The 22,862-nt window shown below is 63.9% G+C and carries 19 protein-coding genes; 11 read left to right on the top strand and 8 right to left on the bottom strand.

What is annotated here, in order from left to right:
• Positions 1 to 8: 8 nt before the first annotated feature.
• The 4 genes from prfB to K288_RS54945 all read right to left on the bottom strand — a co-directional run bounded on the left by prfB (position 9) and on the right by K288_RS54945 (position 6,115).
• A protein-coding gene (gene prfB, locus K288_RS0130280; RefSeq protein WP_152535749.1) for a peptide chain release factor 2 occupies positions 9 to 1,140 on the bottom strand; the annotation gives its coding sequence in 2 pieces (ribosomal slippage) (positions 9 to 1,070 and positions 1,072 to 1,140; 1,131 coding nt in all).
• A 107-nt stretch (positions 1,141 to 1,247) separates the two neighbouring features.
• Positions 1,248 to 3,734, bottom strand: coding sequence for a penicillin-binding protein 1A (locus K288_RS0130290; protein ID WP_027582929.1), 2,487 nt, complete (start codon positions 3,732 to 3,734; stop codon positions 1,248 to 1,250).
• A gap of 223 nt (positions 3,735 to 3,957) precedes the next feature.
• On the bottom strand, positions 3,958 to 5,253 hold the full coding sequence (locus K288_RS0130295; protein ID WP_027582930.1) for an N-acetylmuramoyl-L-alanine amidase: 1,296 nt from the start codon (positions 5,251 to 5,253) through the stop codon (positions 3,958 to 3,960).
• 670 nt (positions 5,254 to 5,923) lie between these two features.
• Positions 5,924 to 6,115, bottom strand: a complete 192-nt coding sequence (locus K288_RS54945) for a hypothetical protein (protein ID WP_244443309.1) — start codon at positions 6,113 to 6,115, stop codon at positions 5,924 to 5,926.
• Here K288_RS54945 and K288_RS0130300 point away from each other — a divergent pair.
• Entirely contained in the window at positions 6,026 to 9,205 is a 3,180-nt protein-coding gene (locus K288_RS0130300) for a ribonuclease E/G (RefSeq protein WP_244443307.1), read from the top strand. The two genes, K288_RS54945 and K288_RS0130300, sit on opposite strands and share 90 nt — an antisense overlap.
• A 210-nt stretch (positions 9,206 to 9,415) precedes the next feature.
• Here the strand turns inward: K288_RS0130300 and dctA are convergent, their stop codons facing one another.
• The 3 genes from dctA to K288_RS0130315 form a co-directional block, all read right to left on the bottom strand.
• On the bottom strand, positions 9,416 to 10,744 hold the full coding sequence (gene dctA, locus K288_RS0130305; protein ID WP_027582932.1) for a C4-dicarboxylate transporter DctA: 1,329 nt from the start codon (positions 10,742 to 10,744) through the stop codon (positions 9,416 to 9,418).
• A gap of 106 nt (positions 10,745 to 10,850) precedes the next feature.
• On the bottom strand, positions 10,851 to 11,000 hold the full coding sequence (locus K288_RS53745; RefSeq protein ID WP_160169022.1) for a hypothetical protein: 150 nt from the start codon (positions 10,998 to 11,000) through the stop codon (positions 10,851 to 10,853).
• Between the two features lie 31 nt (positions 11,001 to 11,031).
• Positions 11,032 to 12,219: an aminotransferase class I/II-fold pyridoxal phosphate-dependent enzyme gene (locus tag K288_RS0130315; RefSeq protein ID WP_027582933.1), complete on the bottom strand. Its 1,188-nt coding sequence runs from the start codon at positions 12,217 to 12,219 to the stop codon at positions 11,032 to 11,034.
• A gap of 135 nt (positions 12,220 to 12,354) precedes the next feature.
• Here K288_RS0130315 and K288_RS0130320 point away from each other — a divergent pair, with 135 nt between their 5' ends.
• From K288_RS0130320 to aat, 10 genes are all read left to right on the top strand, one after another.
• On the top strand, positions 12,355 to 13,761 hold the full coding sequence (locus K288_RS0130320) for a M48 family metalloprotease (RefSeq protein WP_027582934.1): 1,407 nt from the start codon (positions 12,355 to 12,357) through the stop codon (positions 13,759 to 13,761).
• A 52-nt stretch (positions 13,762 to 13,813) separates the two neighbouring features.
• Complete coding sequence (locus K288_RS0130325; RefSeq protein WP_027582935.1) at positions 13,814 to 14,581, top strand: DsbA family protein; 768 nt, start codon at positions 13,814 to 13,816, stop codon at positions 14,579 to 14,581.
• A 196-nt stretch (positions 14,582 to 14,777) separates the two neighbouring features.
• The gene (locus K288_RS0130330; RefSeq protein ID WP_027582936.1) at positions 14,778 to 15,575 is read left to right on the top strand and encodes a DUF1236 domain-containing protein; all 798 of its coding nucleotides are present in this window, start codon (positions 14,778 to 14,780) and stop codon (positions 15,573 to 15,575) included.
• A gap of 316 nt (positions 15,576 to 15,891) precedes the next feature.
• On the top strand, positions 15,892 to 16,359 hold the full coding sequence (gene aroQ, locus K288_RS0130335; protein WP_027582937.1) for a type II 3-dehydroquinate dehydratase: 468 nt from the start codon (positions 15,892 to 15,894) through the stop codon (positions 16,357 to 16,359).
• Positions 16,360 to 16,400: 41 nt separating this feature from the next.
• Positions 16,401 to 16,898: an acetyl-CoA carboxylase biotin carboxyl carrier protein gene (gene accB / locus K288_RS0130340; protein WP_027582938.1), complete on the top strand. Its 498-nt coding sequence runs from the start codon at positions 16,401 to 16,403 to the stop codon at positions 16,896 to 16,898.
• An 81-nt stretch (positions 16,899 to 16,979) separates the two neighbouring features.
• The gene (accC, locus tag K288_RS0130345; RefSeq protein WP_027582939.1) at positions 16,980 to 18,332 is read left to right on the top strand and encodes an acetyl-CoA carboxylase biotin carboxylase subunit; all 1,353 of its coding nucleotides are present in this window, start codon (positions 16,980 to 16,982) and stop codon (positions 18,330 to 18,332) included.
• A 117-nt stretch (positions 18,333 to 18,449) separates the two neighbouring features.
• A complete protein-coding gene (locus K288_RS0130350; RefSeq protein ID WP_027582940.1) occupies positions 18,450 to 19,979 on the top strand; it encodes a CHASE3 domain-containing protein in 1,530 nt (509 codons plus the stop codon).
• Positions 19,976 to 20,416 carry a response regulator gene (locus K288_RS0130355; RefSeq protein ID WP_027582941.1) on the top strand — a complete coding sequence of 147 codons (441 nt, stop codon included), beginning with the start codon at positions 19,976 to 19,978 and terminating at the stop codon, positions 20,414 to 20,416. Before K288_RS0130350 ends, K288_RS0130355 begins: the two co-directional genes overlap by 4 nt.
• Positions 20,413 to 21,513: a response regulator gene (locus K288_RS0130360; protein WP_027582942.1), complete on the top strand. Its 1,101-nt coding sequence runs from the start codon at positions 20,413 to 20,415 to the stop codon at positions 21,511 to 21,513. Before K288_RS0130355 ends, K288_RS0130360 begins: the two co-directional genes overlap by 4 nt.
• Before the next feature lie 258 nt (positions 21,514 to 21,771).
• Positions 21,772 to 22,452, top strand: a complete 681-nt coding sequence (gene aat / locus K288_RS0130365; RefSeq protein ID WP_027582943.1) for a leucyl/phenylalanyl-tRNA--protein transferase — start codon at positions 21,772 to 21,774, stop codon at positions 22,450 to 22,452.
• An 89-nt stretch (positions 22,453 to 22,541) separates the two neighbouring features.
• Here the strand turns inward: aat and K288_RS0130370 are convergent.
• The coding region (locus K288_RS0130370) for an IS5/IS1182 family transposase (RefSeq protein WP_027582944.1) at positions 22,542 to 22,862 on the bottom strand (321 nt) is incomplete at its 5' end.

The following is a 22,862-nucleotide window of genomic DNA, read 5'->3' on the forward strand; positions in this document are numbered from 1 at the left end:
TCCTTTATTTAATCGACGTCCTCGATCGCGCCAGTCGTCGTGCCGAATGCCTTTTGCGCCAACGTGGCCGCCATGAACTCATCGAGGTCGCCGTCGAGCACGCCGGCGGTATCGGAGGTCTGCACGCCCGTGCGCAGGTCCTTCACCATCTGGTAGGGCTGCAGCACGTAGGAACGGATCTGGTGGCCCCAGCCGATATCGGTCTTGGCGGCCTGATCGGCGGCCGCCTGCTCCTCGCGCTTCTTCAATTCGATCTCGTAGAGCCGGGCGCGCAGCATGTCCCACGCCTGCGCGCGGTTCTTGTGCTGTGAGCGGCCGGCCTGACAGACCACGGCGATGCCGGTCGGGATATGGGTCAGGCGCACCGCGGATTCGGTCTTGTTGACGTGCTGGCCGCCGGCGCCGCCGGAGCGCATGGTGTCGGTGCGAACATCCGACTCCTTGATGTCGACCTTGATGCTGTCGTCGACCACCGGGAAGATCTGCACGCTCGAGAACGAGGTGTGGCGGCGCGCATTGGAATCGAACGGCGAGATCCGGACCAGGCGGTGCACGCCCGCTTCGGTCTTCAGCCAGCCATAGGCGTTATGGCCGCTGATCTGGATGGTGGCCGACTTGATGCCCGCTTCTTCGCCCTGGGATTCCTCGAGAAACTCGACCTTGAAGCCATGCTTCTCCGCCCAGCGCGTGTACATGCGAAGCAGCATCTGCGCCCAGTCCTGGCTCTCGGTGCCGCCAGCGCCGGCATGGACTTCGAGATAGGAGTCGAACTTGTCGGCCTCGCCCGACAGCAGCGCTTCCAGTTCGCGCCGGGCGACTTCCTTCTTGAGGTCCTTGAGCGCCTTCTCGGCTTCCGCGACGACGCCCTCATCGTTCTCGGCCTCGCCGAGCTCGATCATGCCGACATTGTCGTCGAGCTCGCGCTCGACCTTGCTGATGCCGGACAGCGCATCCTCCAGCGAGGTGCGCTCCTGCATCAGTTTCTGGGCTTTCTGGGGATCGTTCCAGAGATCAGGATCTTCGGCGAGCTTGTTCAGCTCGGCCAGCCGTGCCGTCGATTTCTCGACGTCAAAGATGCCTCCTCAGCAGCCCGACCGACTGCTTGATCTCTTCAACAAGGCGTTCGACTTCCGCGCGCATGATCTTTCTGGTCTGAATTATGAATGTCTGGTGGGGATGTAGCGGCCGAAGCGCTGAAGCGCAATCGGCCGCGGGCCCATTTCCCGATGATTTGGCGCTTCAGCTCGCTAATACAATCCGCCGGGACGCATGATCGCACCCGCGTCGGGCGCGACCGCCGGCGGCAACCGGCCCTCGGCATCGGCCACACCGATGGCGGAGTAGCTATCCGGCGGCGCCGTGCCCGGCTTGAAGGCTTCCAGGATGGTGCGTCCACCCTCGCCCGGGCCAGCGCGCATGCCGCTCTTGGAGTCGACGCGGACCAGCTTGATGCCGGCCGGGATCTTGAACGGCGTTGCCGGCTTCTCCGCCAGCGCAAGCTTGAGGAAATCGCGCGCGACCGGCGCAGCCAACGCGCCGCCGGTGGCTTTGCGACCGAGATTGCGCGGCTTGTCGTAACCCAGATAGACGCCGACCACGAGATCCGGCGAGAAGCCGATGAACCAGACGTCCTTCTCGTCATTGGTGGTCCCGGTCTTGCCGGCAATCGGCTTGCCGACTTCCTTCACCGCGGTGGCGGTTCCGTACTGGACCACGCCCTCCATCATCGATGTGATCTGGTAGGCCGTCATCGGATCGAGCACCTGCTCGCGGCGATCGATAAGCTGCGGCTCAGCCTGATTCTTCCAGCCTCCGGGGGCGTCACAGCCGCGACATTCGCGCTGGTCGTGCCTGTAGATGGTGTGCCCGTAACGGTCCTGGATACGGTCGATCAACGTCGGCTTCACGCGGCGGCCGCCATTGGCAAACATCGAATAGGCCGTGACCATCCGCATCACCGTGGTCTCACCGGCACCGAGCGCGTAGGAGAGATAGTTCGGCAGTTCGTCATAGACGCCGAAGCGCTTGGCGTATTCGCCGATCAGGGGCATGCCGATGTCCTGCGCCAGCCGCACCGTCACGGTGTTCAGCGAGCGCGCCAGCGCGTTGCGTAGCGTGGTCGGACCGTAATACTTGCCGGTCGAATAATTCTCCGGACGCCAGACGCCCGCGCCCTGCCCCTGGTCGATTTCGATGGGCGCGTCGACCACCACGGTGGACGGCGTGTACCCGTTATCGAGCGCGGTCGAATAGACGATCGGCTTGAACGACGAACCCGGCTGCCGATAGGCCTGGGTGGCGCGGTTGAACTGGCTCTGGTCGAACGAGAAGCCGCCAACCATCGCCAGCACACGGCCGGTCCAGGGATCCATCGCGACCATGGCGCCGGAGATCTCCGGCAATTGCCGCAGCCGGTACTGGCCCTCCACTGCCGTCCCCTCCTTGGTCACCAAGGGGTCCGCATAAATGACGTCACCGGGCGAGAGCACCTGTGACACCGCCGTTGGCGTCCGCCCCCGTGCCGCGCCGGAAGTCGGCCTTGCCCAGCGCATGCCATCGAGCGTGATGAGGCCGGTCTGCCGCTGCTTGCTGACGGCGCCGCCGAGTTCGCGGCCAGGCTGGAATCCGATGCGTGCCGACTGGTCGCTGGTCTCGAGCACCACCGCCAGTCGCCACGGCGAGATGTCGGAGAGCGATTTGACCTCGGCGAGCTTCACGCCCCAATCGCCGGAAACATCGAGCTTGGTGATCGGGCCGCGCCAGCCCTGCCCTTCGTCGTAGTTGACGAGGCCGGCGGCCATGGTCTTGCGCGCCATCACCTGGATCTTCGGATCAAGCGTGGTGCGCACCGAGAGGCCGCCCTCGTAAAGCTTCTTCTCGCCGTAGCGCTCGAAAATGTCGCGGCGGACTTCCTCGGCAAAATATTCGCCGGCAAAGGTGTGCGAGCCATTGCTGCGATTGGTGACGATCAGCGGATCCTTGCGCGCCTTGTCGGCGTCGGCCTGCTTGATCCAGCCATTTTCGAGCAGGCGGTCGATCACGTAGTTGCGGCGCTCGATCGCGCGATCGCGGTTGCGCACCGGATGCAGCGCCGCCGGCGCCTTCGGCAGCGAGGCCAGATAGGCGGCTTCGGCGACGGTCAGTTCATTCACCGACTTGTCAAAATAGACCAGCGAGGCGGCGGCTACGCCATAGGCACCAAGGCCGAGATAGATTTCATTCAGATAGAGTTCGAGGATGCGATCCTTGGAGTAAGCGCGCTCGATGCGCATCGCGAGCAGCGCCTCCTTGATCTTGCGCGCGAACGAGACCTCGTTGGTGAGCAGGAAGTTCTTGGCGACCTGCTGGGTGATCGTCGATGCACCCTGTGGCCGGCGGCCCGAGCCGTAGTTCTGGGCGTAGAGAATCGCCGCGCGCGCCATGCCGGAGAAGTCGATGCCACCGTGCTCGTAGAAATTCTTGTCTTCGGCCGCGAGGAACGCGTTGATGACGAGCTTGGGCACCGCCTGGATCGGCAGATAGAGCCGCCGCTCCTTGGAATATTCACCGAGTAGCGAACCGTCGGACGCATGCACGCGCGTCATTACCGGCGGCTCATAGTCCTGAAGCTGCGAATAGTCCGGCAGGTCCTTGGAGAAATGCCAGATCGCGCCCGCGACGCCGGCTACGCCAACCAGGAACACGACGGTCCCCGCGGCGAACAAGAAACCCATGAACCGCACCAGCAAGCGCATTATCGAAGTTCCGTTCCAACCCTAACGCGCCGGCCAGCCGGCGACAGTTCCTCGTTGCGAATGCCGGCCCTAACTAGCTGCCGGTGCTTGAGGCGAACAATACAGCGCTCCGCAGACAAAATCGGCCGATTCCGCGAGGCCCCCAGACAACTGTCGTATACCGTTGCCGCTGTGGCCAAACTAGGGCCTCCCGGTTCCGAGCGGCGCCTTTTCCCGACACCTGTCACTTGTCCGGCGTGGTCGTCGCGAGTCGCTTGGCGAAAAAGGTGTCAATGGCCTGCAGCATCGAGTCGACCGTCTTGTTGCGCCAGTTCTCAGATACCAGGTGTTCCAGATCGCCCTTGTTGGAGACATAGCCGAGTTCGACCAGGACCGAGGGCACGTCGGGCGCCTTCAGGACCCGAAAGCCCGCCGATTTCAGCGGATGCTTGTGCATCCGCGCCGCCGTCTTCATCTCGGACACCAACAGCCGCGCAAAGCGGTTGGAGAATGTCTTGGTCTCGCGACGGGTAAGATCGATCAGGATATCGGCGACCTCGGTCGGCTCATCCGACAGGTTCACCCCGGCGATGGCGTCCGCCTTGTTTTCGGCTTCCGCCAGCCGCTCCGCTTCGGCATCGGAGGCCTTGTCCGAAAGCGTGTAGATGGTCGCCCCCTGCGCGTCGCCTTCCCGGCGCGGCAGCGCGTCGGCATGGATCGAGACGAACAGCGCCGCCGACTGGTTGCGGGCGACTTTGACCCGGTCGTTCAGGGGGATGAAAGTGTCGTCAGTGCGGGTCATGACGACCCGGTATTTGCCCGACTTCTCGATCCGGTCGCGCAATGCGAGCCCGAATCCGAGCACGAGGTTCTTCTCCAGCTCGCCGTTCGACTGGGTGCCGTTGTCGATGCCGCCATGACCGGGATCGATCACGATCAGGGGCCGCGAATCCGTCGGCTCGCCCGGTTTTGCGCTGGGCGTTCCCTCCGCCGGCATCGCCGCCTTGGCCTCCGCAACGGCCGGCTTCAGCTCCGGCCGGTCTTCCCGCGCAAGCTGCTGGGTGAAGGCGTTGCGATCGACCTGCTCCAGTTCCAGGATCAGGCGCGGCGGCTGGCCGTTGGCCGCGTCGAGCACGTAGGAATTGGCGATCTTCGCCGGCCCCGTCAGATCAAAGACGATTCGCGACCCGCCCGGCATCACCAGGCCGTAGCGGAATGCCTTCACCAGCCCGCGCCCGGTATTGCCGGTTCCAGGGGGAAGCTGGAATGTCACCTGGGGAATGTCCACGACCACCCGATAGGGATCGGCGAGCGTGAAGGCGCGGTACTGGATCTTCTTGTCGAGGTCGACGATGAACCGGGTCTGCTTGGCGTCTCCGGCCAACCGGGCTTCAGAAACGACCGGAAAATCTGTGCTTGCAGAAGGGCTTGGCGGGGTTACTTCAGCTGCGCTGGGAACAATGATCGGGCCGCACAGCAACGCTGCGGCGCACAATAGCCCGCATCCCAGTAAAACCCGTCGATTTGCGCGGTCCGCCACGATTCGGCGCCCTCCGAGCCGTCGTCATACCGCATTAGAACCACAGGGTTAACGAGACCCTAATACCGCAGGGGCGAAATGGTTCGACTGTTGCCCCGCCGCGACGCTCCCTTGCGCGTGACGATCAATCCACGTATGTACGGAGTGCTGACGGCTAATACTCCCGGTTGTGTCGCGTTCAGCCTCCCGGTGCAGCGGTGGAACCTTCAAGCCCGAAGGAGCCAGCGTTTTTTCCCGGTCCCTCCCCAGCCAGCGCTGCGCGCGGCTGACATGGAGTGGCGGGTTTGAGCCCGAGCGGCGTCCGGCCCCAGACACATTCTGTGTGGCACGGGGCGGTTTGAGACACGGCAGGACTGATTATTCGGCCCTAAAGCATGATCCGGAGAACCGGCTACCGGTTTTTCGAAACGATCATGGTCAAACAAGGGGCCAGATATGCGATTGGCCGGCGAGCGCATTCGCGCCGCGCCGGGCCTTCAGCGAAGGATGCGGCGGTATTCTTGCCGCCAAAATATGTTCAGACGGGCCAACCGCTTAATGCGCCAGACTGTGTTGCCGACCAACACCCCCCAGACAATCGCGACTACGCGAGGCGAAAGCTCTGCACGCCGCTTTGTTCCGGTGGGAGGGGGCTTCGCACGGCGCTCCGATTTGCGTTTTGGCCTTCCCCTCACCCCCGAATCAGGTGGACCGTCGCGTCACCGGGCGGCGCAATTTGCGCGCGCCATGCACCGCGCCCGCCGCCTTCAAGAGCTCCAAAATGCCCAACAAGATGTTGATCGATGCCACCCACCCGGAAGAGACCCGGGTCGTCGTGGTCCGCGGCAATCGCGTCGAAGAATTTGATTTCGAGACTGCCCAACGCAAGCAACTGCGCGGCAATATTTACCTCGCCAAGGTAACGCGCGTAGAGCCGTCACTGCAGGCGGCCTTCATCGAGTATGGCGGCAACCGCCATGGCTTCCTTGCCTTCAGCGAAATCCATCCCGACTATTACCAGATCCCGGTCGCCGACCGTCAGGCGCTGATCGAGGCCGAAGAACGCGCTCATCGCGAGGCCGAGGAGGAGAGCGAAAGCCGGCCGCACCGCCGCCGCTCCCGCCACCGCAATGCCCGCCGCCGCGGCCATGGCGAACGCGTGCAGAGCGAGGTCGTCGAGGGCGCCGAGCGGCTCGATCCACAAGCCGATGAGGAACACGCGCTTCATGCGGAGGTCGAGCATCACGACCTCGAAGCCGAAGCGCATGAACACCACGAGCACGAAGCACACGAGCATCCTGACGATCACGTGCATGCTGACGAGCACGATCATCGCGATGAGCATGATCATGACGGGCGCGAGCACGGCGAACACGTACATGCTCATGACGACCCTCGTGCTCATGACGACCGTGATGATGCGCCCGCGCCGAGTGAAACCGCCGCAACCGAAGCGCAGCCCGACCCGGTTGTTGCCGCGGTAGAGGCATCGGTCGCCACTGCGGCTCCCGATGCCGGCGCCGAGGTCGAGGTGAACCACGAGCCTGAGCGCGCCCGCGAGGAGCAGGTCGAGGAAAACGCCGCCCATGCCGAGGACGCGGAACGAACCGCGGAACCGAGCGAGGAGCATCCGGCGTCCGAGGAGCGTACCCCCGCGGAACTCGTCGCTGAGGCTGCGCCGCACGACGAGCATGGCGCCGAGCCGCTCGGCGACGACGCGCATGACGATGAGGACGACGAAGAAGGCGAAGACGGCGAAGACGGCGAAGAAGAAGAAGAGGAAGTCGTCGAATCCGTCGGCGGCGACGACGTGCTCGAGGAGGTGCCGGAGCGCACCTTCCGTCCGCGCCGCCAGTACAAGATCCAGGAAGTCATCAAGCGCCGGCAGGTGATGCTGGTGCAGGTCGTCAAGGAAGAACGCGGCAACAAGGGCGCGGCGCTGACGACGTATCTTTCGCTCGCAGGCCGCTACGCAGTGCTGATGCCCAACACCGCGCGCGGTGGCGGCATCAGCCGCAAGATCACCTCGGCCCAGGACCGCTCGCGGCTGAAGGAAGTGGTGCAGGATCTCGACGTGCCCGAGGGCATGGGCATCATCCTGCGCACCGCCGGCGCCGCGCGTTCGAAGCAGGAGATCAAGCGCGACTTCGAATATCTGATCCGCATGTGGGAAACCGTGCGCGACCTGACCCTGAAGTCGCAGGCCCCCACCCTCGTCTACGAGGAAGGGTCGCTGATCAAGCGCTCGCTGCGCGACCTCTACAACAAGGAGATCGACGAGATCATGGTTGCTGGTGAAGCCGGCTACCGCGAAGCGCGCGACTTCATGAAGATGCTGATGCCGGAGAACGTGCGCGCGGTGAAACAGTACCGCGACGGCCAGCCTTTGTTCTCGCGGATGGGCGTCGAGAGTCAGCTCGACGCGATGTTCTCCCCGACCGTGCAGCTACGCTCCGGCGGCTACATCGTCATCAACCAGACCGAGGCGCTGGTCTCGATCGACGTCAACTCCGGCCGCGCCACGCGCGAGCATCACATCGAGGACACCGCGCTCAAGACCAATCTCGAAGCGGCGGAGGAAGTCGCGCGGCAGCTGCGCTTGCGCGACCTCGCGGGCCTGATCGTCATCGACTTCATCGACATGGACGAGAAGCGCAACAACCGCGCGGTCGAGCGCAAGCTCTCTGACTGCTTGCGGCAGGATCGCGCGCGCATCCAGGTCGGGCGCATCTCGCATTTCGGCCTGCTCGAGATGTCGCGCCAGCGTATCCGCGCCAGCGTGCTCGAAAGCTCGACCGAGCCCTGCCCGCATTGCGGCGGCTCCGGCCATGTCCGCTCGGTCTCATCGGTGGCGCTGCAGCTTCTGCGCGGCATCGAGGAAATCCTGATGAAGGGCGCGACGCACAATCTCGTGGTGCGCACCCGCACCGACGTCGCGCTCTACGTCCTCAACCACAAGCGCGGCCATCTGCGCGATCTCGAAACCGCCTTCAAGGTCCAGATCTCGGTGGCGGCGGATGCGACCGTGAGCGGCCAGCAGTCCTACGTCATCGACCGCGGCGAGCAGGTGCACACGCTCGAAGCCGCCAAGGCGCTGCTTGCAGCGCAAGCCGCGTCCGCGCCGCAGCAGCTCGAAGAGTCCTATGACGACGAGGAGCCGTTCGACATCGAGGCGGAGATCGAGACCGAGGAGACGGAAGGCCTGGGCGACGAAACGGGCGCCGGCGAAGACGCCGATGGTCGGCGCCGCCGGCGGCGCCGACGGCGGCGCGGCCGCAGTGGCGAAGCCCGCGAGGCCGGCGTGCCGCGCGAGGATGGCGAGGCGTTGCCGCTTGCGCCCGAGACCGACGACGGCATTGCTGCCGAGGAAGTCGAGACCGACGAGGACGAGAGCGAGGAGCAGTCGGCTTTCGCTCGTGGTGAAGGCCAGAACGGCGAACGCCGTCCGCGGCGGCGTGGACGTCGCGGCGGACGCCGTCGCCGTGGCGGTGCTCATGGCGCCGATGAGGGTCTTGCCGCCTCTATTGCCGATGAGCTCGGCCCGCGCGCGGAGCCGGAAGCAGCGGAGGCTGTCGCCGATTTCGACGGCGGTTCGCCCGAGCCCGCACAGACACTGGTACAGCTCGAAGAACCAGTCGCAGAGCCCGAGCTGGTCGCGGAGATCGAGCCGGTCGCAGCAGAGATCGAGCCACAGCTGGCCGAGAGCCGGCAGCCGGAGCCGGTGGGCGTCTCCGCTCCGGATGAGACCACGCCGGAGAACGATCGCGCGACACGTCGCCGCTCGACCGTGCGCGAGAAAGTGAGCTTCGGCTCTCAGCCCGAGCCCACGCCCGTCGTGGTGGAGAGCGAGCCCCAGCCGATTCCGCCGGCAGAGCCTGCTCCCGCGGCGATCGCAGAGCCCGCCCCTGCAGCAACGACCGAAGCCTCGCCGCGCAAGGCCGGCTGGTGGTCGCGCCGCTTTGGTGGCGGTTAGAGCGTTTTCGAGCGAAGTGGATACCGGTTCGCGTGAAGAAAACGCGTCAAAACAAGAATCTAGAGCTTCGGTTCTGATTTAATCGGAACCGGAGCTCTGGAAGAGCGCGTAGCCCGGGTGAAGCGTCAGCGGAACCCGGGACTGCTCGCAAATACCAGACACAGGTGCCCCGGGTTACGCGTTCCGCTTCACCCGGGCTACGCAAGCTCCTCACCCCGTGGTGATCGCCGTCTCGACGTCTGACGGATCGATCTGCTTGTTCAGGTTGGCGTGCAGCTTCTTGTGGTTGAGCTCGCCCTCCCACCATGAGACGAACACCGCGGCGATGCCGTTGCCGGTGATGTTGGTCAGCGCTCGCACCTCGCTCATGAACTTGTCGATCGAGAATACGATAGCCATGCCCGGCACCAGAGCCGGATTGACCACGGTCAGCGTCGCCGCGAGCGTGATGAAGCCCGCGCCGGTGACGCCGCTCGCGCCCTTCGAGGTCAGCATCGCCACGACCAGGATGGTCAGTTGCTGGCCGAAGGTGAGATCGACACCCAGCGCCTGCGCGATGAACAGCGTCGCCAGCGTCATGTAGATGTTGGTGCCGTCGAGATTGAAGGAATAGCCGGTCGGCACCACCAGCCCGACCACCGGCTTGGAGCAGCCGAGCCGCTCCAGTTTCTCCATCAATTGCGGCAGCGCGCTCTCGGACGAACTGGTGCCAAGCACGATCAATAGCTCATCCTTGATGTAGGCGATGAACTTGAAGATGCTGAAGCCCATCACCCGCGCGATCAGGCCGAGCACGAGGACCACGAACAGGGCGGCAGTGGCGTAGAACAGCCCGATCAGGCCAATCAGGTTACCGAGCGCTGCGGGACCGAACTTGCCGATGGTGAAGGCCATCGCGCCGAACGCGCCGACCGGCGCCGCCTTCATGACGATGCTGATCACGCCAAACACCGCATGCGCGCCATCGTCGATGATGTCGCGCAGCCGCTCGCCGCGCTTGCCCATCGCCATCAGCGCGAAGCCGAACAGGATCGCGAACAGCAGCACCTGCAGGATGTCGCCGCGCGCGAACGCGCCGAACACGCTGTCGGGGATGATGTTGAGGACGAAATCGACGCTCTTCTGCGCTTCCGCCTGCTTGACGTAGCTGGCGACCGCTGCGGCGTCCGGCTTGGCGGCGAGCCCATGGCCGATCTGGAACAGGTTGCCCATGATCAGGCCGAGGATCAGCGCGAAGGTGGAGACGATCTCGAAATAAACCAGTGCCTTGACGCCGACGCGGCCGACCTTGCTGGCGTCCTGGATATGGGAGATGCCCGAGACCACCGTGCAGAAGATGATCGGAGCGATCACCATCTTGATCAGCTTGATGAAGCCGTCACCAAGCGCCTTGATCCAGTCGTTGGTGGCAAGGCTCGGCCACAGCCAGCCGACCACGATGCCCAGCACGATCGCGATCAGCACCTGGACATAGAGGATTCGGTACCACGGTTTTGATGTGCTGGCCTCAGCAGGCCCGCTCGTCGCAATCGTTGCCATGACTCTCACTCCTACTCGAAGATGCGGAAGGCCGATCCGCCGGGCTATGCGGGGATGACCGTCTCAAAAATCAGATTGATCGATGATGGGCTGGGCCCAGGCCCTGTTACGTGCGGCGCTCGGCGAGCCGGCGCGCGGTCTGCAGGACGGGCCCGCTCAACAGTCCGGAGAATTCATCCGACCGGTTCGGCCACAGCACCGAAGCAAGGGGAAAATGCCTGGTGGCGGCGGAATCCGATACCGATCTGACTGACAAGGCCAACTCCGGGGTGTGACAAACTGGCGCGCTATTTAAGCCAACCAGCGATCCGCGCAACCGCTTCCTGCATCTCCTCTGCGGACCGCGCATAGGAAAAACGGATGAAGGCGCGGCCATGAATCGGATCGAAATCGACGCCCGGCGTCGCCGCGACATGGGCCTTTTCCAGCATGTCGCGGGCAAATTCGAAGCTGTCGGCCGTAAAGTCCGACACATCGGCATAGAGGTAGAATGCACCATCCGCGGGCAGGAACTTGGTCAGCCCCGCCTTCGGCAGCCCCTCGATCAGGATGCGCCGGTTTTCCTGATAGCCGCGCTTGATCGCTTCCATCTCTTCGCGGCCATCGAACGCGGCTTCGGCTGCGATTTGCGACAGCGTTGGCACCGATATCGAGAGATTCTGCTGTAACCGCTCGATCGGGCGCACCAGCGGCTCGGGCACGACTATCCAGCCGACCCGCCAACCGGTCATGCAGAAATATTTCGAGAACGAATTGATCACGAGGGCGTGTGGGGACAGTTCGGCTGCCGTCACCGCCGGAAACGCGTAGTCGAGCCCGTGATAGATCTCATCCGAGATGAAGCGGATGCCGGCGCTCTCGGCTGCCGCCATCAGGCTTGCGAGCGCATCGCGCGACATCATCGTGCCGGTCGGATTGGCGGGGCTGCCCACCAGAACGCCCTTGAGCGGCGCCTTGCGATGCGCATCCAGCAACGCCTCGCCGGTCAGCGCATGCCGCGTCTCGTTCGTCGTCTCGATCAGCACCGGCTCGCAGCCGAGCGCGGTCAGGATATGCCGGTATGGCGGATAGCCGGGCACCGTGACCGCTACGCGATCGCCCGGCTCGAACATCGCGAGAAACGCCAGGATGAAACCACCCGACGAACCCGTCGTGACCACGATGCGCTCGGCATCGACCTCGCATCCATACGTCTCGCGATAATGCCGCGCGATGCGCGCGCGCAGCGAGGGAATGCCGAGCGCGGAGGTATAGTCGATCCGTCCATCATCGAGCGCCGCGCGGGCGGCCGCAATCGCCACCTGCGGCGCCGGCGCCGCAGGCTGGCCGACCTCCATATGGATCACATGGCCGCCCGCCGCCTCGATTCGTGCGGCCGCCGCCATCACGTCCATCACCATGAAGGGCGGAACCTCGCTCCGTCCCGAGGCGGTCAAAAGGTGATTCACGCGGTCTCTAAGTGTCGCTTCGAGCATGGATATCTGCTATTTGGGCCGGCGTCGCCGGTTTCGGGTTCCGTAACGACCGGTTGCGCCCCAGACTGGCCGCATTCGGCGGTTTGTTAGGGCATATAGTGTCTGTGGCCCGTCGCCAATCGCTAAGACCGCTCCATGCTGCTCCGTTTAGCGCTTCGCAGGAAGACCCTGAAATTGACTGCGCTCGCCACCGCAATCGCGCTGGCGGTTGCGCCGACGATGGCGCTGGCGCAGCAGAACAAGGGTCCGCCGATCCTGCGCGACACCGAGGCCGAGCAATTGCTCCGCGACTACACCAGGCCGATCCTGCGCAGCGCGGGACTGGAGAAGCAGAATATCCAGATGGTCATCATCAACGACAGCAGCTTCAACGCTTTCGTTGCTGACGGCCGGCGCATCTTCGTCAATTACGGCGCGCTCATGCAGTCGGAGACGCCGAACCAGATCATCGGCGTGCTCGCGCACGAAACAGGACATCTCGCCGGCGGCCATCTCGCAAAGCTCCGCGAGCAACTGGCGCAGGCGCAGACCCAGATGATCATTGCCATGCTGCTCGGCGCCGGCGCGATGGTCGCAGGCGCACGCAGCGGCGGTGGCAACAACGGCCTCGCCAATGCCGGTGCGGCAGCGGTGGCTGCGCCGCAGGAAGTGGTCCGCCGAACGCTGCTCTCCTATCAGCGCCAGCAGGAAGAGAACGCCGACCGCGCCGGCGTGAAATTCCTGACCGCGACCGGCCAGTCCGCCAAGGGCATGTACGATACGTTCAAGCGCTTCACCGACGAGAGCCTGTTTGCGGCGCGCGGCGCCGATCCCTATCTCATGTCGCACCCGATGCCCGCTGACCGCGTGGCGGCGCTGGCGGAAATCGCACGATCCAGCCCCTATTGGGACAAGAAGGACGATCCGGCGCTGCAAATGCGCCACGACATGGTGCGCGCCAAGATCTCCGCCTTCATGGAGCGGCCGGACACCGTCTATCGCCGCTATCCCTCCTCCAACAACAGCCTACCCGCCCGCTACGCACGAGCGATCTCGACCTATCTGCACGGCGATCTCCGTAGCGCGCTTGCCCAGATCGACGGCCTGATCCAGGCGCAGCCCAACAACGCCTATTTCTACGAACTGCGCGGCCAGGCGCTGCTCGAGGGCGGCAGGCCGGCTGAGGCGATCGCGCCATTGCGCAGGGCGGTGCAGCTCTCCAGCAACGCACCCCTGATCGAGATGCTGCTCGGCCAGGCGCTGGTCGCGACCAACAACAACGCCTACACCGATGAAGCCATCAACATCCTGCGCGCCGCGGTGGCGCGCGAGAGCGAGGCGCCGATCGGCTATATGCAGCTCGCCATGGCCTATGGCCGCAAGGGCGATTACGCGCAGGCCGACCTCGCCTCCGCGCAGGCCGCTTATCTGCGCGGCGATAGCAAGACCGCGCGCGAACTGGCCTCGCGCGCCAAGACGCGCTTTGCCATCGGAACCCCCGGTTGGGTCAAGGCTGACGATATTGTGAGCGCCCGGCCGCTGCCGGGTCAGAAAAACAACTAACCATCAACGTAAATCGTCTACAACGATTGCCAAACTGCATAAGGATTTGCCCATGCGCCCGCTCCGTTTTCTCGCTTCCGCCCTGCTCGCCGCAGCGCTCGCAGGCGCCTCGTTGCCCGCATCCGCGCAGGGCTTCTCCGATACGCAACGCAGCGACATCGAGAGCATCGTGCGTAATTACCTGATCACGCATCCCGAGGTGCTCGAGGAGGCGATGACCGAGCTGACCAAGCGCCAGGCCGCGGCCGAGGCAGAGAAGCATCAGGCGAGCATCGAGCAGAACGCGAATGTAATCTTCAACTCGCCGCGCGGCGTGACGCTGGGCAACAAGGACGGCGACGTCACCTTCGTTGAATTCTTCGATTACAACTGCGGTTACTGCAAACGCGCGATGACCGACATGCTCGACCTCATGAAGGCCGATCCCAAGCTGAAAGTCGTGCTGAAGGAATTTCCGGTGCTGAGCCAGGGCTCGGTGGAAGCCGCGCAAGTTGCTGTCGCCGTGCGCATGCAGGATCCGACGGGGAAGAAATATCTCGACTTCCATCAGAAGCTGCTCGGCGGCCGCGGCGCCGCCGACAAGGCACGTGCGATGGCCGTCGCCAAGGAAGTCGGCCTCGATATGGCCAGGCTCGAGAAGGACATGGCGGGCCCGGAAGCGAAGGCGACCATCGAAGAGAACTTCAAGCTCGCGGAAGCCATGGGCATGAACGGCACGCCGAGCTACGTGATCGGCAAGCAGGTCGTGATCGGCGCGGTCGGGCTGGAGAATCTGAAGGAAAAGATCGGCATCGCCCGCTGCGGCAAGGCGACGTGCTGACGTAACAGCAAAGCAATATCATCGGATGCAAAAGGCCGGCTCTGCAGCCGGCCTTTTTGTTTGTGCAGTTCTGCACACTTGAGTTCATCGCGCATTCACAAAACAAACCGCGCGGAACCGATATCGGTTCGGAACATCGCTCTCCTCCTTTCGTTGTCGGCGCGGGCAATGCAGGACTTCTTGAGGAGGAATCGAAATGACGAACCGCTTGTTGATTTCGGTCGCGACAGCGGCCTTGATCGCGGGAACCGGCTTTGCGAATGCGCAGGGCACCGGCACGAGCCGCGAGTCGCCGTCGTCCGGCGGCGGCGCTACGACGCAGCACAGCTCGCCATCAGGTGGCGGCGCGTCTTCAGGCACGATGAATCGCGATAGCGGTGGCACCACCGGTACGAGTGGCGCTGAGCAATCCGGCAAAGGCTCGAGTTCTTCGGGCATGAGGTCGGATTCCGACAGAGGTGGTGCGGCCGACAGGAACGCGCAGGACACCACGCCCGGCCAGAAGTCGAAGAGCATGAGCTCTGAGAACGAGAAGGCCAAGGGCGAGAAGGACCGCAGCAACACGAAGGCTGAAGGCCGCGAAGGTCGTGATCGTGACCGCATGAATGCCGAGACTCGCGACAAGAGCGGCGGTACCGCCGCCGAGAGCCGCGACAAGACCGGCACGGAAACGCAGCGCGGCGCGACCGACACCAGCCGTTCGCAGAGCACGACCGGCAACGCCGCGACCTCGGCAACTGCGGCTCCGCCGGCCGAGAAGCGGACCCAGATCACCTCCGCAATCAGGTCGGAGCGTGTCGAGGAGGTCAAGAACGTGAACTTCAACGTATCGGTCGGCGCCACCGTGCCTACGACCGTGCGTTTCCACCCGCTTCCGTCCCGGATCGTCGAAATCTATCCGGAATGGCGCGGTTATGACTTCATCCTGGTCAATGGCCGCTATGTGATCCTGCGTCCCGAGACGCATGAGATCGTCTACATCATCGAGGGCTAACGACAGGTCCAACAGCGAGGGCGGTCCCAAGCCGCCCTCGCTTTATCTTGTCCGCCGGTCACGGCGGAACGGCGGGCCACCGCCCACCACCGCCCGTGGGCTTTTCCACAGAAGTTGGTTAATTAGCGTTTTCCGTGAGTTAGCCGGGTTATCTGACAGCTTGAACAAGCCGTTTGAACCGGTTTCCGACAAACCTAAAGCTTTCCCTCGGGTCCGTTGTTACCTATAAACCCGCGACCTGGAGCAGGATCCGGAACCCCCGGTTTCCGAAAGGATCCTGCCCGAAACGCTTTAGCGCTATTTCTTGGAATTCCGGATGGCCCAGGCTCCTGCCGCGACGATCTACGTGCTCAACGGCCCGAACCTCAATCTGCTCGGGACGCGTGAGCCCGAGACCTATGGCCATGCCACGCTCGCCGATGTCGAGAAGCTCTGCAGGGATACCGCGGCCCAGTTTGGCTTCACCGCGGACTGCCGGCAGTCCAATCGCGAGGGCGAACTGATCGACTTCATCCATGAGGCGCAGGCGAAGCAGGCGGTCGGCATCATCATCAATGCGGGGGCCTATTCCCATACCTCGATCGCGCTGCATGACGCGCTGGTCGGGGTGAAAATTCCGACCGTCGAAGTGCATATCAGCAACATTTATGCCCGCGAGAGCTTCCGGCATCATTCCTTCACTGCTAAAGCCGCCTTTGCGTCGCTTTGCGGCTTCGGCATCGATGGCTATCGCCTCGCGATATCAGGCCTCGCCGCCAGGATCGGCGCCAAGGCGAGAGCCTGACGCATTCCCCGTCATCAGACAGAGAGTTTCGGACCAAGATCATGGCGCGCCAGCCTGAGGACAAATCCGCCGCAAAGCCCGGCAAAGAGAACGACAAGGATGACGCCGCGCTCATCCGCGAACTCGCGCTCCTGCTCGACGAGACCAATCTGACCGAGATCGAGATCGAGCGCGCGGGCGTCCGGCTTCGCGTCGCGCGCAACATCAGCATTGCTGCAGCCGTGCCGGCCGCCGTCGCGCCGGCCATGCCGGTGGCCGCCCCCGTGGGCGCCGCTGCCGCAGCCGCAACCGATCTCGCCAAACATCCGGGCGCAGTGCCCTCGCCCATGGTCGGCACCGCCTATTGGGCGCCGGAGCCGGGCGCAAAACCCTTCATCGAGGTCGGCAGCAAGGTGACCGCCGGACAGACGCTGCTGATCATCGAAGCGATGAAGACGATGAACCAGATTCCGTCGCCGCGCGCGGGCACCGTGACGCAGATCCTTGTCGAGGACGGCCAGCCGGTCGAATTCGGCGAGCCGCTGGTAATTATCGAATAGCGAATGGTGAGTGGCGAGTAGCGAGTGGTAAAGAATGCCCCATTCGCTATTCGCCATTCGCCACTCGCCTCCTGAGGCGCCATGTTCGACAAGATCCTGATAGCCAACCGCGGTGAAATCGCGCTGCGCGTGCTGCGCGCCTGCAAGGAGCTCGGCATTTCGACGGTGGCCGTGCATTCGACCGCGGATGCGGACGCTATGCATGTGCGGCTCGCTGACGAGAGCGTCTGCATCGGGCCGCCGCCGTCGAAGGACTCCTATCTCAACATTCCCGCGCTGCTCGCGGCCTGCGAGATCACGGGCGCCGAAGCGGTGCATCCCGGCTACGGCTTCCTCTCCGAAAATGCCCGCTTCGCCGAGATCCTGGCCGAGCACAATCTGCATTTCATCGGACCGAAGGCCGAGCACATCCGCCTGATGGGCGACAAGATCGAGGCCAAGAAGACCGCGAAGCGACTCGGCATTCCCGTCGTTCCCGGCTCCGACGGCGCCGTAAGCTCCGATGACGATGCAATGGCGATCGCCAGCTCGATCGGCTTCCCGGTGCTGGTGAAGGCCGCCGCCGGCGGCGGCGGGCGCGGCATGAAAGTCGCGCACAGCGAAGCCGATCTGGCGCTGGCGCTTTCGACGGCCGCCGCCGAAGCGCGATCCGCTTTCGGCGACGCCTCGGTGTATCTCGAGAAATACCTGCAGAAGCCGCGCCACATCGAGATCCAGGTGCTCGGCGACGGCCGCGGCGGCGCCATTCATCTCGGCGAGCGCGACTGCTCGCTGCAGCGGCGCCACCAGAAGGTCTGGGAAGAAGGCCCCTCGCCGGTCCTCTCGGCCGCCCAGCGCGCCAAGATCGGCGAGACCTGCGCGAAGGCGATGCGGGACCTGAAATATCTCGGCGCCGGCACGATCGAATTCCTCTACGAGGACGGCGAGTTCTATTTCATCGAGATGAACACCCGCATCCAGGTCGAGCATCCCGTCACCGAGAGCATCACCGATATCGATCTCGTGCTCGAGCAGATCCGGATTGCCGCCGGCGGCGACCTGCCGGCGAAGCAGGACGAGGTCGCGATCATCGGCCACGCCATCGAATGCCGCATCAATGCGGAGAACCCGCAGACCTTCCGCCCTTCGCCTGGACGCATCTCGCAGTACCACCCGCCCGGCGGCCTGGGTGTGCGGATCGATTCCGCGGTGTACCAGGGCTACGTTATCCCGCCCTATTACGACTCGCTCGTCGGCAAGCTGATCGTGCACGGCAAGACGCGTGGCGAATGCCTGATGCGGCTGCGCCGGGCGCTGGACGAGATGGTGGTCGACGGCATCGAGACCACGCTGCCGCTGTTCCGCGCGCTGGTGCGCGAGCCGTCCATCATCGATGGCGACTATCACATCCACTGGCTGGAGCAGTATCTCGCCGGGCAGCCAAACGTGGGCTGACAGCCAATCAGTTCCATCCCGGATGGAACAAAGCGCGGAACCGTGCGTTTGCAGGGACCGGGATTTCCCACCCCAAGGACCGCTTGCACTCCACTGGATCCATGACACGAGGCACCCGTGACGTCTGACGCCAAGCGCCGACGCGCATTGGGGCAAATCCTGCTGCTCGCGGCGGGGCTTTTGGTGCTGGTCGTGATCAGCGCCGCCTCCGTCCTGCTAGTGAACAAGGCGCGCCAGGACAGCGCCCTGGTGGTCCACACCGTCGAGGTGGAAAACCAGATCAATGCCCTCCTGCTCGAGCTCCGCCGTGCCGAAAGCGCGGCCCGCGCCTATCTGCTGACCCGCTGGCCGGAATTCCTCACCGATCACGAGCAGGCCGTGGCCAACATCGTCCCCTATGCGGACAAGCTGGCGCGGTTCGCAGCCGACAATCCGTATCAGGTCGATAACGTGAAAAAGATGCGCGCGGCGATCGACATCCGGCTCGATCAGTTCAGGCGCGAAATGGAGTTCATCAAGCGCGACGAACCGGCCAGTGCCGCAGCGCTCGTCCGTGAAGCGGCCGCCGGCAACACCAATGCCATCATTCGCGACATCACGGACAAGATGCACGCCGAGGAAGGGCGGCTGTTCGATCTGCGGACGGCCAATGCCGACCGCACGCAGATACTGGCGTCCTCCGTCACCATCGCGGGGTCGTGCATCGTGATCGCGCTTGGCGCGATCGCGGCGTTCCAGGTGCGCCGTTCTACGCGCGTCCGCGATGAGGCCGAGACCAAGCTGCGAGACCTCAACGTCACGCTTGAGACCAGTGTCCAGGAGCGCACCGCCGATCTGCGCGAAGCCAATGACGAGATCCAGCGCTTCGCCTATATCGTCAGTCACGACCTGCGCTCGCCGCTCGTCAACATCATGGGCTTCACCAGCGAGCTCGACGAGCTGCGCGGCGACATCTTCAAGCGGATCGCCGCCCTGAGCCACATCGGCTCGGAAGCTGCGGCACTCCCGGAGAACGCCACCGACAGCGCCGAGCCTGCGCTCGAGGGCGCCGACAAGCAGCTCTCCGACGATTTCTCCGAGGCGCTCGGCTTCATCAAATCCTCGATCGCCAAGATGGACCGCCTGATCAGCGCGATCCTCAATCTCACGCGCGAGGGCCGGCGCGAATTTCGTCCGGATCGGATCAACACCCGTGAGTTGATCGAGGGCATCGCCGCCACCGTGGCGCATCAGGCCGCCGAAGCGAATGCACAAATCCGCGTCGAGCCATTGCCTGATATCATCAGCGACCGTCTTGCGCTGGAGCAGATATTCTCCAATCTAATCGACAACGCGCTCAAATATCTGAGGGACGGTGTTCCCGGCGACATCGCGATCCGCGGGCGCACCAAGCTCGGCTTTGCGATCTTCGAAATCAGCGACAACGGCCGCGGCATCGATCCCAAGGATCACCAGCGCATCTTCGACCTGTTCCGCCGGGCGGGAACCCAGGACAAGCCCGGCCAGGGCATTGGCCTCGCGCATGTGCGAACGCTGGTGCGGCGTCTCGGGGGAACCATGTCGGTCGCCTCAGAACTTCACAAGGGCAGCACATTCACGATAACACTTCCAGTCAACTGGGCCGCCAACCGGAAGGCAGATTCATGAGCAATCCAGTCACCATCATCATGATCGAGGACGATGAAGGCCACGCGCGGCTGATTGAGCGGAATATTCGCCGATCCGGTGTCAACAATGAGATCATGCCGTTCACGAACGGTACAGACGCGGTCAGCTATCTCTTCGGCCCGGATGGAAGCGGCATAGACCAAAAGGGTCAGGCGCTGCTCATCCTGCTTGATCTCAACCTGCCTGACATGACCGGCATCGATATCCTGAGGCGGGTCAAGGAGAACAAGCACCTGAAGTCGACCCCTGTGGTGGTGCTGACCACCACGGACGATTCGCAGGAGATCAAGCGATGCTACGAGCTCGGCTGCAACGTCTACATCACGAAGCCGGTGAACTACGAGAGCTTTGCCAACGCGATTCGCCAGCTCGGACTGTTCTTCTCGGTCATCCAGGTTCCGCCAGCCATAGCATGAGCACCACGAGCACCACGAGCCCCACCCTGCTCTATATCGACGATGACGAGGCGCTGGCGCGGCTCGTCGACCGCGGCCTGACGCGGCTCGGGCTCAAGGTGGTGCATGCGGCGAGCGGTCAGGAGGGACTGGACCGCATCGCCAAGGGCGGCATCGACGTGGTCGCGCTCGACCAGTACATGCCGGGCCTCGACGGGCTCGAGACGCTCGAACAGATCCTGAAAATTCCTGACGCGCCGCCGGTCGTGTTCGTCACCGCTTCACAGGATTCCGCGATCGCCGTCACCGCGCTGAAGGCCGGCGCGGCGGACTATCTCGTCAAGGACATCCACGGCGAGTTCATTCCGCTGCTCCAGGTCGCCGTCAACGGCGCGCTGCGCCAGGCGGAATTGCAGCGGGCGCGCGACGAAGCGGAAGCTGAAATCCATGCCTCGCGCGACCGCTTCGCCGCGCTCGCCGCCGAGCGCGAGGTATTGCTCCGCGAGGTCAATCACCGCGTCGGCAACTCGCTGCAGATCATCGCCTCCCTCCTGCATCTGCAGGCGAGTTCGGCGACACAGGACGACGTCAAGGCCGCGCTCACCAACGCAATGGGCCGCGTCGCCGCCGTTGCCCAGGTGCACCGCCGCCTCTACACCTCCCACGACCTGAAGAGCGTGCTGTTGAACCAGTATCTGGAATCGCTCTTGGAAGATCTCCGCCGCTCGGCCGAAGGCAACCGGATGTCGCGGCTGACCTTGAAGGCCGAACCGATCGAAATCGATCCGGATCGCGCGGTCGGGATCGGCATCATCGTCAACGAGCTGGTGATGAATGCGGTGAAATACGCCTATCCCGAAGGCGCCGGCCCGATCCATGTCGAGCTCAAGGCCGAGGGCGACGATCTGGTGCTGACGATTTCCGATGACGGCGTCGGCCTCAACGTCAAGGCCGATCCGCGTTCCACAGGCCTCGGCCAGCGCATCGTCAGCGCCATGGCCTCCAAGCTCGAGGCCAGCGTCGAGCGCGATCCCGACCACAGCGGCACGCGGATCCTGGTGCGCTTTCCCCGCGCCAGTGCCGCAACGGCGAAATCCGCCAGCGCCGCCGCGAGCTAGAGCGTTTTCGAGCGAAGTGGATACCGGTTCGCGTGAAGAAAACGCGTCAAAACAAGAATCTAGAGCTTCGGTTCTGATTCAATCAGAACCGAAAATGCTCTAGCCTTTAAATCGTGGTCCGATTGGACGAAATCGGATCGTGATCTCATCCCGTTGTTTGAGCATGATCTTTTCGAAAAGCCGGCTTCCGCTTTTCCGGGCCATGCTCTTGCATCAGCCCCTATCGCGCCGCCCGCGCTCGCCTGCTATCCTGCAATCATGACATCGCGCGACTCTGCCGCATCCGAGATCACGCCCGACGTGCTGCTCCGTGCCTATGCCTGCGGCATCTTTCCGATGGCCGAGAGCGCCGACGACCCCACCCTGTTCTGGGTCGAGCCCGAAATGCGCGGCGTGATCCCGCTCAACGGCTTTCGCATCACCTCGCGGCTGGCGCGCACCGTGCGTTCGGATGTGTTCACCGTGACGGTCAACACCGCTTTCAAGGCCGTCATCGCCGGCTGCGCGGCGCCGGCCGAAGGACGCGAGGACACCTGGATCAACAACCGCATCCGCGAACTCTATGTCGGGCTGCATAAGCTCGGCCACTGCCACAGCGTCGAGGCCTGGCAGGACGGCGAGCTGGTGGGTGGTCTCTATGGCGTCAGCCTGGGACGCGCGTTCTTCGGCGAGAGCATGTTCCATACGGCCCGCGACGCCTCCAAAGTCGCCCTGGTGCATCTGGTGGCGCGGCTGATCGCCGGCGGCTTCGAGTTGCTCGATACGCAATATGTCACCGAGCATCTGCGCACCTTCGGTGCGCTCGAAATCCCGCGCCGCCGCTATCGCGCGCTGCTCGACCATGCAATCGCAGGCACACCCGCTGATTTCCTGAAGTTACCGACCGATCCGCCAATCAAGGGCGCCGATGCGCTCGCGATCATCGCGGAGCGCGCGTAAGTGTCGCCCGGATAAGGCGTGCGCAGACAAGCAACGCAATCAGCGCGCCGCTGTTTGCACTTCCGCAGACGCCTAGGTCGTGTGGACAATTACCTTAGCCAGAGCAGTGTTGCGGCGATAGCGACGACGGCGAAGTAATTTCGTGCCGTTTTTTCGTAGCGCGTAGCAACGCGCCTGAAACGCTTCAGTTTCGAGAAGCAGCATTCGATCAGATGACGCTCGGCATAGAGGGGTTTGTTGAGCGGATATTTGATTGCCCGTGAGGGATTGTTCGGAATGACGGCTTGAGCGCCTTTTGCGGCGATCGCGGATCGCAACGCATCGGAATCGTAGGCCGCATCGCCCATCACGACCTCCGCTGGGAGCCCCTCGATGAGCGGCTGGGCCTGAGGCGCATCGCCGGCTTGACC

This window comes from Bradyrhizobium sp. Ai1a-2, assembly GCF_000426245.1.
Taxonomy (GTDB): Bacteria; Pseudomonadota; Alphaproteobacteria; order Rhizobiales; family Xanthobacteraceae; genus Bradyrhizobium.